Genomic DNA, 17812 nt, shown 5'->3' on the forward strand with positions numbered 1-17812 from the left:
TATTTTTTATACCAACTGTTTTCTTTGCCGAGTATATACTTATCAAGCGGACTTTAATATTAGTAAAACTTATGCATTATAATTTGCCAAGACGTTTCATAGCATTATAAATTTTTTCAGCAAGGCCTGTCATTTGGAATTTAGGAATGCCACATGCTGCAACGCGAATACCGTTAGCTAGAGCAATAACATAAATATGCTCTTTCTTCAATTCTTCACAGATAGCATTAGCAGAATCTGTAGGAATTGTAATGAAGAAACCGCCACGGTATGGTAACATTGGAAGGCCAACTTGTGCAGCCTCTTGTTTGAAGATATCAGCACGATCGCGAATCAATTGATAGTAGCTATTGCGTTCAGCTTCATATTCTTTAAACTTAGCTGGATCAGCCACAATATTAGCCATTGTACGCATTGCTGGACGACAAATATTAGACCATGTAGCACGGCTAGTAGATTTGTTGATTTCTAAGAATTCATCAGCAATTTCTTCGTCATCAGAAATACCAATCAAAGCCCCTACACGTTGACCATACATAGTGAAGCCTTTAGACAAGCTATAGCAAACACATGTAAGGATTTCTTTTGGCAAATGACTAAATTTACTAAAGAATGCGCGAACCTCTTCTTTATCACCAGAATAATCAAGGTAAGCCACATCAATACCGATGATCACATTATTGCGACCAATAGCAACGAGTTCTTTTAAGAAGTTAAGAATGGATTCCCAGTCTTTATCTTCAATTGAGTAGCCTGTTGGGTTATTACCAGGTGTATTAAACAAAATTACCACATTTGTTTGTTTAGCAGCTAATTCATTTACACGATTTTGGAACGCTTCATGGTTAAAGTTATTATGTTCATCAAATAAAGAATACGTAACAAGTGTACGACCTACATCACTGCAAATTACTCGATAGGCCCCCCAGTACCAATCAGCAGTCAACACTTCATCACCAGGTTCTGTGTAGTTATGAACTAAGTGATGAATACCGCCAGTACCACCTGCAGTAGCGATACTACGGATATGACCTTCTGGACGAGATTGTCCAAAGCATTCTTTCTCTGCAGCAGCAAGGAACTCAGGTACACCTGCGATTGGTGCATAGCCAATATGTTCAGAGTCAGGAAGACTTAAATATTCATCTTTAACGGTTTTAAGGAATACTAATTTACCATCTTCATCATGAATCGCACCTAATGTACCGTTAACAACGTTCTCACGACCATTTTCTTTAGCATCAGCTTGGGCTTGGCCAGCAGTTACAAAGATTACATCTTTAAGTTTTTTCCCTTTTGCATGCTTTGCAGCAACACTTGTCATAACTTACACCATCCTATCTAAAATGAATTATTACATATTTATCATACCTAAACTTATTTAATTATACAATGAGTATTTAGAAAATATATTGTATACATAAGAAATAGTACTAATTGCAAGCTGATTTATAATAAAATTAAGGTATATAGGATATATACAATATCCTATACAAAATAAATTTATAAATAACATCCCTACAGGTATCCATTTTTATAAACGTACAAAAAAAAGACCACTCATTAGAGTGGTCTTTAGATATCCTTAGAAGGAGTAGCCTACACCAGCGTGTAAACCTTTTGCAGTTTTATCGTTATTATTTACGCTATATTTATCATAGCCATAGTATACGTTCAAGTCTACATCAGGGCGAACTTCATATTGAGCACCTACTTGGTAAGTTTGCTTAATATCATTACCCCAACCAGCTTTAGCAAAGCCGTTAACTTTTTCTGTCAATGGTACATGACCAATAACACCTGCTTGGAAACCCAATTCAGTATCATTTGTACGAATTGCAGTACCAGCACCATATACGTTTACGTTTGGATGCACTTTATAAACCAATGCTAATTGATGATCTTTAATGTCGCCATTTTTTGCATTCAATTTATCATAGGAATATTGTACAGCTGTTTTATTGGAAAGGTCGTGTTGCAAAGAAACACCGAAACCATCGTTGCTATTGCCGCCACCTTTAGATACATGTTGTTTAAATGCATAATCAGCTTGTACTTTAGTGGAACCGTCGCTAATTTTTGTTACAGGTGCTGCTGCGAATGCGCTACCTGCTACAACTGTAGCTGCTAGAGTTAATAATACTAATTTCTTCATTTGTACCTCCTATACACATATCTCAAGATATGTCTTACTAAGTTACTTATTTACGAATGTTTTGATTATACACTCTATAAATTAGCGTTTCATGAATACAGGGATATCAGGGATACCACTGTTTGTTGTTGTAGTGGATGCTGGACGAGATGTAGTAGTTGTTTTACCGAATTCTGGTACGCTTTTTGCATTAGAATTAAAGCCAGTTGCTACAACAGTAATTTGAACTTTATCGCCCAAGCTTTCATCGATAACAGAACCGAAGATGATATTTGCATCAGGATCGGCTGCTTCAGAAATAATTTCAGCTGCTTCGTTGATTTCAAACAAGCTCAAGTTTGCACTACCAGAAATGTTAAGCAAGATGCCTTTAGCACCATCAATGGAAGTTTCCAACAATGGGCTATTGATAGCCATTTTAGCAGCGTCTGCAGCGCGGTTTTCACCTTCGCCAATACCAATACCCATCAAAGCTTCGCCTTGTTCAGTCATGATAGTTTTAACGTCTGCAAAGTCAAGGTTGATTAAACCAGGAACTTGGATCAAATCGGAAATGCCTTTGATACCTTGACGAAGAACGTCATCAGCTGTGCGGAATGCATCGCTCAAAGAACATTTTTTATCTACTACTTGTAACAATTTATCATTAGGAATAACGATGATTGTATCAACTTTTTGAGTCAAGAACTCAATGCCTTTTTCTGCTTGTGCACGACGACGTTTACCTTCAAATGCGAAAGGTTTAGTTACAACGCCTACTGTTAATGCACCGATTTCTTTAGCACATTCAGCTACGATTGGAGCAGCACCAGTACCAGTACCACCGCCCATACCAGCAGTTACGAATACCATATCAGCACCTTCAAGGGCTTTAATGATTTCTTCACGGCTTTCTTGAGCTGCTTCTTCACCGATTTGTGGGTTAGCGCCTGCGCCAAGACCTTTAGTAACTTTTTCACCGATTTGAATTGTTACATCCGCTTTAGACAATTCAAGTACTTGGCTTTCTGTATTAGCAGACAAGAATTGAACACCTTTAAGATCGCTATCTACCATGCGATTAACAGCGTTATTACCGCCACCACCAACACCGATAACTTTAATATTTGCAAAATCAGACATTGAACTTCCTCCTCTTATCGTTATCTATTGTATCAATATACGTCCCAATGTATCGATTTATATACTGACTATCTTATAACAATTACATTTATTTTACACTAAAATTTAAAAACTTTCCACTATATAGAATGTGATTTATTAGAACCGCTTAGTCATAATTATCTTGCGTATAGCGCCTACATTAATAAACACACGTAACCCAAACCCAATGAGGGCCACATAATATAGATTAATGCCTATTAAATCACCAACATATACAAGAATAACAGCTAACACCATATTTGAAAAGAACCCAATTACAAAGTTACTAAGATCAAAGGTTCTTTCTAGTGCCGCTCGACTGCCGCCGAATACGGCATCTAATGCCGCTAGGACAGCTACGGATGTATAGTTCGAGTAACTAATAGGGATATGAAGCGGTGCTACCCATCCTAAGGTAGCCCCTATGATTAGGCCAATGATGGCAAAGATATAGATGTTCATTCTTTACCTCCTAACTCATTAGGCTTCATATGTTCCTCTCTAAAGGTACCTGTGAAAGCAGGAATCGCTACATCCTCTTCTTGCTTTATAGTTACCTTTATCCCCCAATGTTTAAGCGAATCTACTACACCACCACGCATAGTTAGCGCCGAATTTAATGTCTTTGGATCTCCAATAGCTTTTACCGTAAAAGGAGCACCAAAGACCTTACCATTTACAGTAATAGTTGGTCCTGAACATCGTATTTCAGACGTTCCTATAAGGCGTTGATCATTAATAGCTATCGCTTCAGCCCCACCAGCACGTAATTCATTGACAATCCTAAGAATATCTTCATCATGAATTACATACAAATTGGGATTTTCACCACTTTGAACAGGCTTTAAGCTATCTTCAATCAACACGCTAACACCTGGACCTTTAACATTTGTTAAAGCCGCTTTCATCATAAGCTGTTCATCAGCTTTACCGTCACCATTAGCACCAGATTTTTTTAGTGATTCAATTTGCTTTAATAAAGCATCCCGTTCACTCTGGGCCTCTCGCAATTGTACTGCTAAATCACCAGCCCGTTGTAAGCGAATATTTTCTTCTATATTATCTTGAGTCATCTTATATTGGGTTACCACCATGAACCCCAATATACAGCTGACTATGGCAATTGCCCACCGTTCGTGTCTCACGACAATCATCTACCTTTTATTTTCAACATGACCTAATTTATCTTGTTTTTGTCTCATCTTTCTTAGTAGATGAATTTTCTGTAGTCGGTGCTCCATTTTGATGTTTTTTGCCTTCTGGCATCACATCGGTTTTAATGTACGGTGACGAAACATTTACATCGATATACTGTACATTACCATGAGTCTTTTTAATATCTTGTAACATTGACTGAGTTAGCTCTGCTTTTTTAGCTAAGTCTTTGCCATCTCCCAGTCGAATCTGTACACCTGAAACAGTATATGCCATTATTGCATCAGGATCTCCGATATTAACCTCCGCAATATTCTTGAATGTCTCCTCATCAAGTGAGTTCAAATATTCAAGAGCAGCCAATATCGGCTTATCTACCACTGTATCTCCTAAGAGTATATTTCCAGCTTTCACACCAGAAATCATAGGCACAGATGTATCTTGAATAGCAGGCTCTGATGCAATCACCTGACCTTTACCATCAAGGGTCAAATATCCAAACTGAGCTGGTACAACTGCAACAGCCTTGCGTTCCACCACATTTACCACCATTGTAAGTGGCAACTGATAGCTAATTTGAGCCTCTTCGACACGTAAGTCTTTCGACAATCTAGTTTTTAATTTTTCTGTACTAATTTGCAATATATTAACAGGTTCATGTATATCACCTGCTACCATTACATCTTGTACAGTTACCTTATCCGATCCAGTAACTTTTAAGGATCCAAAAGGAATAGGTAGTGTAAACAACCCCACCAACACGAGAGTAACTGCACCACCGATTTTTAACACTCGTTTTCTAAATACAGCCCGTTCATCACGAACAGGTGTAGAAGACTGCATCTCCCCAGAGTTGGATGGATGGTTTTGCTTATCATCCATAGTTAACTCCTTATCTTCTATTAGCCCTTAAAATTTCCCTATACTAGCTGTTAATAGAATTTTTTCACATAATGTTGGGAAGTCGATTCCCATTTCTTTAGCTGCTTTTGGTACTAAAGACGTTGCTGTCATACCAGGCACAGTGTTATATTCAAGAACATACATCTTATCGGCATGATCTGTCATAACATCAACACGAATAACCCCACTGCCTTGTACTTCGCGATATACAAGTTCCCCAATGCGTTGCATTTCAGCAGTCATTTCTTCACTAATAGGTGCTGGTACTAAATACTCGGTAGCACCTACAGTATACTTACTCTTGTAGTCATATTCACCAGAATGTGGACGAATTTCAATAACAGACAAAGCTTTACCATCTAAAACAGATACGGTAAATTCACGACCATCAAGGAATTGTTCTACCACGAGAATAGGGTCATATTTGAGAGCTTCCGTTACAGCCTCTTCTAACTGAGCTTCATCGCGGACGATAGTAACCCCAATACTAGAACCTTGAGTGGCAGATTTCACAACTACTGGAATTGTAAAATCTTTACGGATATGTTCAATAATAGCCTCTGCAGATTCAAGATTACCATTGAAGGACTCGGAAGCCGCCGTAGGAATATTGGCACCTTTAAACACATCTTTACTTACTTTTTTATTCATCCCTACTGCATGAGCCATAATACCAGACCCAGTGTATGGAATTTCAGCCATTTCTAATAAGCCTTGTAATGCACCGTCTTCACCATAACGGCCGTGAATGGCATTAAATACTACTTCACCACCGAGGGCTTCAATATCTTTTAAAACAGTACGTGGATTAAGTTCTAATGTTTGAGCATTATAACCTTTGCTTTCAAGTGCTTCCGCAATAGCAGCACCAGTACGGCGAGATACTTCAGCCTCTTTGGAAGGACCACCCATCAATACGATTATTTTTTTATCTTTCATTGTAAGCCTTCCTCCAATATAGCTAATAATTTTGGTCCATATTGATTAATAGAACCTGCACCCATAGTGATAACCAAGTCATTAGGTCTCACGACTTTAGCTAATACTTCAGGTAAATCGTCAACAGACGGCACATAATTTATATCTTGACCTGTAGCCGCTTTAATAGCATTTGGAATCGTATGTCCATCAATACCAGGGATTGGATCTTCGCCAGAGCTATAAATATCTGTCATATATACTTCATCAGCACTTGTGAAAGCAGTGGCAAATTCATCCTTTAGTAAGCTAGTACGAGTAAAGCGATGTGGTTGGAATACACAGATAACACGATGTTTTTCTAACTCTTTTGCGGCTTTCAACGTAGCTTTAATCTCTGTAGGATGATGAGCATAGTCATCAACAACCCATACACCGGCTACATGGCCTTTCGTTTCAAAACGGCGTTTTGCACCGATAAATTTACCTAAGCCCTTAGTGATGATACGTGTTTCTACACCACAGCAATCATGAGCCACAATAAAGGCGGCCAAGGAATTCAATACATTATGTTCACCAGGAACACGCAAGCGAATACGCTCAATATTTACACCCTTATGATATACATCATAAACCAATGTAGAGTCTACATAATGAATATTTTTAGCTACATAATCATTATTATCGCTTAAGCCATATGTAATGAAGTTACGATTTACACGACTCATAACGTAGCGAATATTTTCATTATCACCACATACGATTGCTTTGCCAGATTCTGGTAATGTTTCTACGAACTCACAGAATGCATTTAGCAAGTTATCCATCGTTTTGTAATGATCCATATGATCATCTTCAATATTAGTAATAACAATGGTGTGTGGACGTAGTTTCAAGAAAGAACCATCACTTTCATCTGCTTCTACTACAGAGAAATGGCCTTTACCAAGGCAACTACTACCTTTTAAATAATCTACTTCACCACCAATAATAACTGTTGGATCAGCGTCTGCTTCTACTAAAATTTGACCAATCATGGAAGTAGTAGAAGTTTTACCGTGTGCGCCGGCTACTGCAATGCCATCTGTTACGTCTAACACAGCTTTTACAATATCGGAACGGTGCAAAATTGTAATTCCTTGTTCTTTTGCCGCTACAATTTCAGGATTATCTTCACGAATAGCTGTAGAACGCACTACAGCATCTACGCCATTTACATACTCTTTATTATGACCAATATGAACGGTAGCGCCCATACTTCTGAACTTTTCAATAACTGCAGATTCAGTTACATCTGAACCAGATACATCATAACCTTTTTGAATTAAAATATTCGCTATAGCACGCATGCCAGACCCACCTATACCAATAAGGTGAATCTTATGAATACCGTCTAACATAAAACCTCTCCTTGTTACTTTGCAATAGATAATGCTAATTTTGCAATATCATGAGCCGCATTTGGTTTCCCTAATTGCAATGCTCGTTCTCCCATTTGTGATAATAAATCACGATTGGCCATAAACATTTCAATTTCCCCTATCAAATCATGAGCACTTAACATTTGATCAACGATCATATGAGCAGCCCCTTCTTGAACAAAGATACGGGCATTATATGTTTGATGATCTTCCGCTGCATATGGATATGGTACCAACACAGACGGAATACCTCTAACCGCCAGCTCAGCAAGACCGATAGCACCAGATCTAAAGACTGCTAAATCAGCTGCTGCCAAAGCTTTTGGCATATCATGTAGATATGGCAGAATCACTGAAGAATCACCTAAACCATCACCATCGGTAATACCAAGCTGAGATAACACAGATTTGTATTCTCCGTCCCCTGTAATATGGATTAATTTGATTCCTTTTGTTCCTTGAAAATGCTTATGTACATCAATCATAGCATTATTGATAGTTCGCGCCCCCCGAGAACCACCTGCTATGAGAACTGTAAACGTGTCATCACTTAAATTAAAATAATTACGTCCATCAGCTCTAGTATCGACTAATACATCAGGGCGTACTGGGTTACCAGTATACACTACGCGTTTTGCCTTTGAAAAAGATGCTTCTGCATCCTTGTAGCCCACGGCTACTACATCAACAAAACGGCTTAGAATTTTATTTGTAATACCTGCAATGACATTTTGTTCCTGTATCAATGTTGGAATGTTGCGCAATGCTGCAGCCATAAGAATAGGACCACAAACATAACCACCCGTACCAATAACTACATCTGGCTTAAAGTTAGAAATGATTGTATTGGCTTTCACAAGAGAGAAAGCCGTCTTACCTAACGTCACTAACGTACCAAGAGATAATTTACGTTGCAAACCTTGTACAGGTAATGTAGTAAACTCAATGCCTTCTTTAGGCACTAAAGTTGCCTCTAAGCCCTTTTCAGTTCCTACATATAAAACCTGTGCATCAGGGTTCTGCTTCATAATTTCCTTATATATAGTTATTGCTGGATATATATGTCCACCGGTGCCACCACCTGAAATAATGATACGTTTCATTAATGGTGTCTCCCTTCTTGCAACATATGAACACAATTTTTAAAATCATCGCCACGTTCTTCAAAACAGCTGTACCAATCAAAGCTTGAACAAGCTGGTGATAATAATACAATATCACCTTGGTCAGCCAATTTATAACCTTGTTCAACAGCATCTTTCATGGATGAAGCTCTGTAAATAGGCTGAACGCCAGCCTCTTTTGCAGCAGCTTCAAATCGATCCGCCGCTTCACCCATAAAGATAACAGCTTTTGTATGATTTTTAACAAGCTGCATAAAATCTTCTAATGGAGTCATTTTATCATGACCACCAGCTAATAAAATAACTGATTGATCAAAGGATTCTAATGCTTTTACAACAGAGTCAACATTAGTAGCTTTAGAGTCATTATAGAATGTAACGCCATCAATCGTTTTAACTCGTTCTAATCGATGTTCAACACCATGGAACTCACTAATAATGCGATGAATAGTTTCTACGGGCACACCTAACGCATAGGTTAAAGCAATAACAGTTAAAATATTTTCAATATTATGACTACCTGGAATATGGATATCATCGCTTCCAATAACAGGCGTTGCCTTACCATCCTTTGTTACATAACATTGCCCTTTATCATAGTAAGCACCATCGGGTACCACTTGATGTTGACTAATTTTAAGGATATGACTAGGAACACGATGTTCCATATCTGCCACAATTGGATCATCAATATTAAGCACCATAAAATCTGTGCTCAATTGATTTTCAAAGATTCGTTCCTTTGCTGTAATATAATTTTCCATCGTCTTGTGACGAGCTAAATGATCGGGTGTAATATTGAGCATAATAGCACCAATCGGTCTAAAATGCTTAATTGTTTCTAATTGATAGCTAGATAGTTCAGCTACTAAGAAACCATCTGCTGGCATGGAATAGGCAACTTCACTGAGAGAATCCCCAATGTTGCCACCAACGCGAACTGGTTTCTCAGTTCCTTCCAATACCTTAGTTAATAATGTTGTAGTAGTAGTCTTACCATTTGTACCAGTAACGGCTACAATTGGAGATTTAGATAACTCATAAGCTACTTCAACTTCACTAACTACATCAATACCACGCGCTTGAGCAGCTTTTACAATGGGAATATCTAGAGAAATACCTGGAGAAATAACAATACGATCCACACCATCAAGCAAGGATTCGTCTTGTCGACCTGTAATAATATCCACACCCGCTGATACTAGTCTTTTTTCCTCATCTGCAGGCAGTGTAACAGGCTTATAATCATTTAACACTACATGGGCCCCAACTTGAGCTAACACCCAAGATGCGCCTATACCGCTGGCACCAGCGCCCAGAACAAGTATATGTTTGTCCCCGTATTCCATCTGTATCACCTAAATTATCAACAAAAATAATGTATTCCTATCTTATAAGCATACCATTATTTGCGGCTTCCGTTAAGTATTATCTTACAAAGTTATAGTCGCTAAAATGACACCAATAACAGCTAATACAGCACCACCAAACCAGAAGCGATTAACAACAGTTTGTTCAGCCCAACCAGACAACTCAAAATGATGGTGAATAGGGCTCATTTTAAATACTCGTACACCACGAGTTTTAAAGGAAATAACTTGAATAATAACGGATAACGCTTCCATAACAAAAATACCGCCAATTACAACGAGTAACAACTCTGTTTTTGTAAGAATCGCCATCGCCGCAAAAGCACCACCTAATGCTAAAGAACCTGTATCCCCCATAAATACTTTTGCAGGGTTTACATTGTATGCCAAGAAACCAAGGCATACAGCGGCTACAATGGCACCATAGTAAGCAACGCTTTCAGCGCCAATAGAATTTGTTGTGGATGCAGCCATAAGGCCGATAACGGAAAAGGCAATGGCAGCTACAGCAGATGTACCACTAGCTAAACCATCAAGACCATCTGTAAGATTTACGGCATTCGTAGCACCTACGATAATTAGAAATGCCAATACATAATAAGCCCAACCTAATTGAAGGTGAATATCTGCTACAGGAATCCACAATGTAGTAGGAATAACCATAATTTCAGTAATACAGTAACAGAATATGGCAGCCAAAATAAATTGACCTAGTAATTTTTGCTTTGCTGTCAAACCAAGATTACGTTTTTTTACAGCTTTTACAAAATCATCAAAGAAGCCCAATAAACAATGTCCTAATGTGAGGAACAATAACATACCAGTACCCACATTCCACGGTGCAAATAAAGCAACCCCAATGACGAGGGCTACCATCATAAAAGCGCCACCCATTGTTGGTGTACCAGCTTTCGCTTGATGACTTTCTGGACCTTCTTCACGAATACTTTGTTGTGCGTGCAAAGAACGCAACATAGGAATAGCAAATTTACCTAGCACTACAGTAATAATAAAGGTTACTACGAAGGCTAATAGAATGTGATATATCATACGAATCCTCTACTCATTAATAAACAGATGACGGCTAGATATAACTAGCCGTAACCTTTTATTCACGATCTTTCAATTCTTCAACAACTCGTTCCATCCGCAAACCACGGGAGCCTTTGACAAGGATAACGTCCCCTTTTTCACGAATATCACTATATGCATTGGCCATTTCCAAATGGCTATTACAACGGAATGTAGTTAAGCCTGCTTTTTTAGCTTCTTTAGCTATAAAGGCAGCAGCATCACCAAATGTGAAGACCACACTATAACCTTCTTCAGCCAGTAATTGACCAATTTCACGGTGCGCTTGTTCAGTATAATCACCAAGTTCAAGCATATCACCAAGCATGGCAATTTTACGTTTACCTTCTAGCTGACCCAAAGCTTTTATCGCTTCAGCCATAGAAGAAGGATTTGCATTATACGCGTCATTTAAGATAACAATATCTTCAAATGGTACGATTTCTTGGCGCATAGGAGTGCCTGTAAATTCGCTTAAGCCCTTACGGATCGTATTGGACTTAATGCCTAGCACACGACCAGCTACGATTGCTGCCAATGCGTCATATACATTGTGTTCACCAATCATAGGCAAGAAGATATCAAATACTTCGTCATAACATTTACATGTAAATTTAATACCATCTTTTTTATAACGCAAATGACTGCCAATACATGTGGCATTACGTTCGATACCATAGGTAATAGTCTTACCTTTAGCAAGACTATCCATAGCTTTAACATATGGATCATCTTCATTGAGAATAGCCACACTATTTTCAGGCAAGCAACGAATTAACTCACCTTTAGCTTGTGCGATAGCTTCACGAGAACCTAATAGCTCAATATGGCTAGTACCAACATTAGTAATAATACCCATAGTTGGTTCTGCAATCAACGCAAGCTCCTCGATTTGACCAAGGCCACGCATACCCATTTCAACAACACAAGCTTGATGTTCTGCAGTTAAACGCAACAATGTTTTTGGCAAACCAATTTCATTGTTAAAGTTTTTCTCAGTTTTCAAAACATTAAATTCGGTGCCGAGTACAGCAGCTACCATTTCTTTTGTTGTAGTCTTACCAGAAGAACCAGTAATAGCGACTACAGGGATATCAAAGCGACGACGATGGTAACGTGCTAAATTTTGATACGCTACCAATGTATTATCTACTTCAATGCATACAATGCCGTCCACTGCACGGCCCTTTTCTACGATTGCACCAGTAGCGCCCTTTTCGATAGCTGTATTAATAAAATCATGACCATCAAAGGTATCGCCTTTTAAGGCTACAAATAAAAAGCCTGATTCAATAGTTCTTGTATCAGTAGATACATCTAAAAACTTAATATTGTCGGTATGTGCACTCGTCCCTTGTGTGGCTTCTACCACTTGAGACAATGTAAATTCTGCCATATTAGATCTCCTTGAGGGCTGCTCGCGCCTCTTCACGATCATCAAAATGAATCGTTTTATCCTTTAAGATTTGGTAATCCTCATGCCCCTTACCTGCAATTAGTACAATATCCCCAGGTTTTGCATTTTGTATTGCATGTTGAATCGCTTCCCGACGATCAACGATAACTTCATAGTGAGAGCCTTCACGAAGGCCTTCTTTAACGCCTACCTCTACATCTTTCACAATTTGCACAGGATCTTCTGTGCGAGGATTGTCAGATGTAACATATACTACATCGCCATATTGTGCAGCAATACGACCCATGATAGGACGTTTTGTAGCATCCCGGTCACCACCGCAACCAAAGACTACAATAATGCGATTTTCTTGAATAGCCTTTGCAGTTTGCAAAATATTTTCTAACCCATCTGGTGTATGTGCATAGTCTACAACAACTGCAAATGGTTGACCTTCTTCAATAAGCTCAAAACGACCAGGCACAGCACTAAATGTTTTTAATGCTTTATCGATATCTTCCATGGAGATACCTTCTAATAGACAAGCACCAATAGCAGCCAATGTATTATATACATTAAATAAACCAGTGGTATTCATAGCCACTGTATAGTCATTGCCATCATAGGATACCGTATAACGGCTAGATTTAGGTGTCATTTCAACATCATGAGCATTCAACGTGCCCTTACCATCAATACTGTACGTAATGATAGGCGCTGTTGTTTTTTCAATTACACGATGACCATATTCGTCATCGATGTTAATGATAGCCCCTTTACCAGATTTAGTTTGGTTTGGTGCGCTAACTTGTTCAAATAATTTACACTTAGCGGCCAAGTAATTTTCAAAGGTCTTGTGAAAGTCCAAATGATCTTGCGTTAAATTTGTGAATACTGCTGTATCATATTCAACACCAGAAACCCGACCTAATGCTAACGCATGGGAAGATACTTCCATGACACAATGGGTAACACCTTCTTCTACCATTTGATGAAGAATATGTTGTAAATCTACTACATCAGGCGTTGTATTATGAATTGGATAGGATGTATCACCAATCATAATATGAACGGTACCAATAACGCCTACTTTATGGCCTTGACCTTTCAAAATATGACGAATCATATGAGTTGTAGTCGTTTTACCATTAGTACCAGTAACACCGATCATACGCATGGAATTGGCTGGATAATCAAAGAAATATGGCACACAAGCCATCATAGCTTTTCGAGTATCCTCTACAGTGATAACACAAACATCACCACATACCTCTACCGGTTTAGATACAAGTACTGCTACAGCACCAGCTTCAACAGCTTTATTTACATAATTATGACCATCTACAGTGGCACCATCTAATGCAATAAATAAGCTACCTGCTTTTACTGCACGAGAATCAGCCGTAATATCTAATACCTCAACAGCTGTATTGCCTTCTACATGCGGTGTTTGCAAAGTTTTTACTATATCTTGTAATTGTTTCATATACAATCTCCTTTACACGCAAAGGAAAGCAGCCCAATACGAGCTGCTTTGCCTGCTAGTCTATAATTTGCTGTTTCTCTTGTACAGTACGTTCAGTAACAGCGCTTTTTGTACTATAAACAAAAGAATCAGGCAAAACCATCCCTAGTTGTTGTTCTGCGATTTGTTGAATACGAACAGGAGACTTCAAAGAAGCCACTTCAACATCCAACGCATCATTATCCTTTGTTAATTGTACTACAGCTTGCTGTGTTTTAACTACTTCATAGCCTAATTTTGTGCTGTACGCATTCATAACCATCATGATAAGCAAAAATGCAACCAATGCAGCAATACCATATACAACCTGCCACATCATAGGGCTCAAATCTAGAGCCACATTTGCACTACGTTTTCTCCCTTGTGAAGCGACCAACACATCGCTTTTAACTTGGCCCACAACAGCCTTTCTCGCTAACATAAACACTAACCCCTTCCAATTCTACAACTTGACGGCTACGCGTAACTTTGCGCTTCTAGCCCTCGGATTAACCTCAATCTCCCCTGCACTCGGCTCTATAGCCTTATTCTTCGCCTTCACAACTGCCTTGTGGTTACAAACGCACATTGGCAATTCTGGAGGACATATACATGCTGTACTCAACTCTTTGAAAGTTTGTTTTGTAATTCGATCTTCCAAGGAGTGGAATGTGATAACCCCAATTTTCCCCTTTGGTTTCAACATGGATACAGCATCTACAAAACTATCATGCAAGATAGCTAATTCTCTATTTACTTCAATGCGAATGGCTTGGAACGTCCGTTTTGCCGGATGTGGTCCATCTTGACGCGCCTTCGCAGGTATTGCTTGCTTAATAATTCTAACTAACTCACCAGTAGTGGTAATTCGTTTTTCTTGACGTGCATTAATGATGAATTCAACAATGCGCTTAGCCCATCGCTCTTCACCATAGTCGCGGATAATTTGCAATAATGCTTCAGCATCATATTCATTAACAACCTCTTCTGCCGTTAATGGAGCGTCCTTATCCATACGCATATCAAGTGGGCCATCATTCATATATGAAAAGCCACGCTCCGGTGTATCCAGTTGATAGCTAGATACGCCAAGATCAAAGATAAATCCATCTACTTCATAGATACCCTCATTATGGAGAGCTTCTTTTAAGTTAGAAAAGTTCGTCGGTATTGTTAACACCTGACATGTTAAATCAGATAAACGCTGTCGAGCTACGCTCAACGCATCTTCATCTTGATCCAACCCTATAATCATGCCTTCTGGGTCTAGCATCTCGCCCACAGCATGGGCATGTCCTGCACCACCCAGAGTACAGTCCACATAGATGCCTTTTGGATTAGTTACGACGGAGTCCACCGTTTCGCGTAAAAGTACGCTGGTATGATTAAATTCCATCATAGCCTCCTATAACATAATCCCTTCTAGACCTTCGACAAGTTCTTCCATACTTTCAGCCACTTGATCATCATAGTAATCATATTTTTCGCGGCTCCAAATTTCAACGTGATCCCCAGCACCGACAATAACGGCCTGTTTATCAAGGCTCGCATATTCACGTAGTGGTACAGGAATGAGGACACGACCTTGTTTATCATATTCAAGCTCAGCGGCACTACCAAAAACAAAACGTTTTAAGGCACGTACGCTAGCTTTAGTGGAGGATTGTGATTGTAAAGCTGCAGAAATTTTCTTCCACGCTTCTTCGGTGTAAATAGCTAAGCAGTTATCTAGGCCCTTAGTAACAATGCATACTTCGCCTAGTTGTTCACGTATTTTCGCGGGTATAATCATCCGCCCTTTTGTATCAATGGTGTGATTATATTCTCCCATGAACATACGTATCACCGCCCTTTACTATTCCTTATCCACCACTATATGGTAAATTCTACCACAATTCCCCACCAATCACAATAAAAAATCCATTTTTATCCCACTTTTTTATATTTTTCTTTCATAATCTCTATTTTTCTCTCCTTTTCTTAGATACATATGTTCGAAAATAAATGATAATTGAATCATTAAAACCACTCCCCACCACTAAGTACCAAATTCTAGTTTTATCTGTATCCAATCCCCACCACAATACTCCCATAAGCTCTATTACACTCAAATCAAACGATATATAGGAATACAATCACCACAAATCCACACAAAAAGAAAACCGCGTAGCATTTCTGCTACGCGGTTTCTATACCTACGATAGATTATAGTGTAACCCATCGGTTGGGAGGCATATTATTTAGTTGTTTTTACAGCTGCTTTTGGAGCTTGTTGTGGTTGTTGTGCAATCACTTTATCAAGAAGTTCACGAATTTCTTTGTTTTGTGCTTGCAAATCAGCCACTTGATCCTCAAGAACTTTTACAGTTGCAGGGGATGCTTTAGGAGCTGTAGGAGCATTGCCAATACCGATTGTTACACCAGCATTTGCCATTACGCTATGGTCACCACCATAAGCGGCACCAGCATGGATTAATAAATCAGGATTTGCATAATGTGCTACACCCAATGCAGTAGATGTTTTACCTTTGTAAGTACCAACAGCCGCCATAATTTGGGCTTTTTGACCTTCGTGGTATTCGATAGGTTTCAATGCTGCTAATGCTGCTGCATTAGCACCTACAACTTTAACATCGCGTTCTACGCTGCTAATGCGGCGAGAGTTTTCTGCGATTTGTGCATCATGTTGAACAAGTGTTGCGTGATCTTGTAATGCAATGTTGGAAGCTTTCAAGCTATAATTTGCAGCTTCTGCTAATGTACTGATATCTTGAGTATTTTTATTTACTTGCAAGCCCAATACATTAACTTTTTCATTGTTTTCTAATGCAATCGCACCAATGTTCTTAGTTAATGTAACATTTTCATCAACTTTAGTGTTTACATCAGCAATGTCTTGAGTATTTTTATTTACTTGTAAACCTAATACACTAACCTTTTCATGATTTTCTAATGCTAGAGTACCAACAGCTTTAGTTAATTGTGCATTTTCATTAACTTGTTTAGCTACTTCAGTTACACGATTATCTACTTTAGTAATATTTGTAACATTAGTATCTACTTTAGCATTTAGAGTGTTGATGTTTGTTGTATTTGTATTAACTTGGTTAGTTACTTTACTAATATTGCTTGTGTTTGTATTAACTTGGTTAGTTACATTTGTAATATTAGTTGTATTTTGGTTAACAACATTATTGATATTAGCAATATTAGTTGTATTAGTATTAACTTGTTTAGATACGTCGTTAATAACTTTGCTATGTTCATCAACTTTGTTGATTACTTTTTGTACAGTTACATTAGTATTTTGAATTGCTTCAGCATTTTGTTTGATCGCTGCTTTGTTAATATTGATGTTTTCAGTATTATGTTTGATTGCTTCAGTATTAACAGAAACTTGGCTTTGAACATTTTTAATGCGTTCTTCGTTAGCATTTGCTTTTTGAGTATTAGCATTAACTTGTTCTTTCACTTTGTTTACATCAGCGCTTACATTTTGCAAGTTCTTAATTGCTTCAGTATTTTTGCCAACTTGATCTTTCAAGCCAGATACATCAGTTTTGATATTGTTGATTACAGTATTTTGATTATTAACTTTCACATCAATATCATTTACCTTGCTATCGATATTCTGTCTCTTATACACATCTCC

Annotated in this window: 17 protein-coding genes; all 17 read right to left on the reverse strand. The window is 38.4% G+C overall.

All coding sequences use genetic code 11. The features are described 5' to 3' along the window. Positions 1-76: 76 nt before the first annotated feature. On the reverse strand, positions 77-1324 hold the full coding sequence (locus QZ334_RS03165) for an aminotransferase class I/II-fold pyridoxal phosphate-dependent enzyme (protein WP_295231834.1): 1248 nt from the start codon (positions 1322-1324) through the stop codon (positions 77-79). Positions 1325-1585: 261 nt separating this feature from the next. Further along, a complete protein-coding gene (locus QZ334_RS03170; protein ID WP_295231837.1) occupies positions 1586-2155 on the reverse strand; it encodes a porin family protein in 570 nt (189 codons plus the stop codon). A gap of 81 nt (positions 2156-2236) precedes the next feature. Beyond that, the gene (gene ftsZ / locus QZ334_RS03175; RefSeq protein ID WP_295231840.1) at positions 2237-3277 is read right to left on the reverse strand and encodes a cell division protein FtsZ; all 1041 of its coding nucleotides are present in this window, start codon (positions 3275-3277) and stop codon (positions 2237-2239) included. A 138-nt stretch (positions 3278-3415) separates the two neighbouring features. Further along, on the reverse strand, positions 3416-3760 hold the full coding sequence (locus tag QZ334_RS03180) for a small basic family protein (protein WP_295231844.1): 345 nt from the start codon (positions 3758-3760) through the stop codon (positions 3416-3418). After that, a complete protein-coding gene (locus tag QZ334_RS03185; protein ID WP_005386244.1) occupies positions 3757-4452 on the reverse strand; it encodes a DUF881 domain-containing protein in 696 nt (231 codons plus the stop codon). The genes QZ334_RS03180 and QZ334_RS03185 overlap by 4 nt, the downstream gene beginning before the upstream one ends. Before the next feature lie 28 nt (positions 4453-4480). After that, positions 4481-5335 carry a cell division protein FtsQ/DivIB gene (locus tag QZ334_RS03190; protein WP_105089334.1) on the reverse strand — a complete coding sequence of 285 codons (855 nt, stop codon included), beginning with the start codon at positions 5333-5335 and terminating at the stop codon, positions 4481-4483. A gap of 27 nt (positions 5336-5362) precedes the next feature. After that, positions 5363-6295: a D-alanine--D-alanine ligase family protein gene (locus QZ334_RS03195; RefSeq protein ID WP_295231849.1), complete on the reverse strand. Its 933-nt coding sequence runs from the start codon at positions 6293-6295 to the stop codon at positions 5363-5365. Then, positions 6292-7674 (reverse strand): UDP-N-acetylmuramate--L-alanine ligase, encoded by a 1383-nt coding sequence (murC, locus tag QZ334_RS03200; protein ID WP_295231852.1) that lies wholly within the window; start codon positions 7672-7674, stop codon positions 6292-6294. Before murC ends, QZ334_RS03195 begins: the two co-directional genes overlap by 4 nt. Positions 7675-7688: 14 nt before the next feature. Continuing rightward, on the reverse strand, positions 7689-8798 hold the full coding sequence (gene murG / locus QZ334_RS03205; protein WP_295231854.1) for an undecaprenyldiphospho-muramoylpentapeptide beta-N-acetylglucosaminyltransferase: 1110 nt from the start codon (positions 8796-8798) through the stop codon (positions 7689-7691). Then, on the reverse strand, positions 8798-10168 hold the full coding sequence (murD, locus tag QZ334_RS03210; RefSeq protein ID WP_295231855.1) for a UDP-N-acetylmuramoyl-L-alanine--D-glutamate ligase: 1371 nt from the start codon (positions 10166-10168) through the stop codon (positions 8798-8800). Before murD ends, murG begins: the two co-directional genes overlap by 1 nt. A gap of 84 nt (positions 10169-10252) precedes the next feature. Further along, positions 10253-11239: a phospho-N-acetylmuramoyl-pentapeptide-transferase gene (gene mraY / locus QZ334_RS03215; protein ID WP_295231858.1), complete on the reverse strand. Its 987-nt coding sequence runs from the start codon at positions 11237-11239 to the stop codon at positions 10253-10255. Positions 11240-11297: 58 nt separating this feature from the next. Continuing rightward, the gene (locus QZ334_RS03220; protein ID WP_295215093.1) at positions 11298-12656 is read right to left on the reverse strand and encodes a UDP-N-acetylmuramoyl-tripeptide--D-alanyl-D-alanine ligase; all 1359 of its coding nucleotides are present in this window, start codon (positions 12654-12656) and stop codon (positions 11298-11300) included. Position 12657: 1 nt separating this feature from the next. Next, entirely contained in the window at positions 12658-14142 is a 1485-nt protein-coding gene (locus QZ334_RS03225; RefSeq protein ID WP_295231861.1) for a UDP-N-acetylmuramoyl-L-alanyl-D-glutamate--2,6-diaminopimelate ligase, read from the reverse strand. A gap of 55 nt (positions 14143-14197) precedes the next feature. Beyond that, on the reverse strand, positions 14198-14602 hold the full coding sequence (gene ftsL / locus QZ334_RS03230; protein WP_005386230.1) for a cell division protein FtsL: 405 nt from the start codon (positions 14600-14602) through the stop codon (positions 14198-14200). A 21-nt stretch (positions 14603-14623) separates the two neighbouring features. Further along, positions 14624-15556, reverse strand: coding sequence for a 16S rRNA (cytosine(1402)-N(4))-methyltransferase RsmH (rsmH, locus tag QZ334_RS03235; protein WP_227720166.1), 933 nt, complete (start codon positions 15554-15556; stop codon positions 14624-14626). 9 nt (positions 15557-15565) lie between these two features. Continuing rightward, positions 15566-15997 (reverse strand): division/cell wall cluster transcriptional repressor MraZ, encoded by a 432-nt coding sequence (gene mraZ / locus QZ334_RS03240; protein ID WP_039969108.1) that lies wholly within the window; start codon positions 15995-15997, stop codon positions 15566-15568. Positions 15998-16396: 399 nt separating this feature from the next. After that, on the reverse strand, positions 16397-17812 hold a 1416-nt coding region (locus QZ334_RS03245; RefSeq protein ID WP_295231869.1), incomplete at its 5' end, for a YadA C-terminal domain-containing protein.

This window comes from Veillonella sp. (genome assembly GCF_019414865.1).
GTDB lineage: Bacteria > Bacillota > Negativicutes > Veillonellales > Veillonellaceae > Veillonella.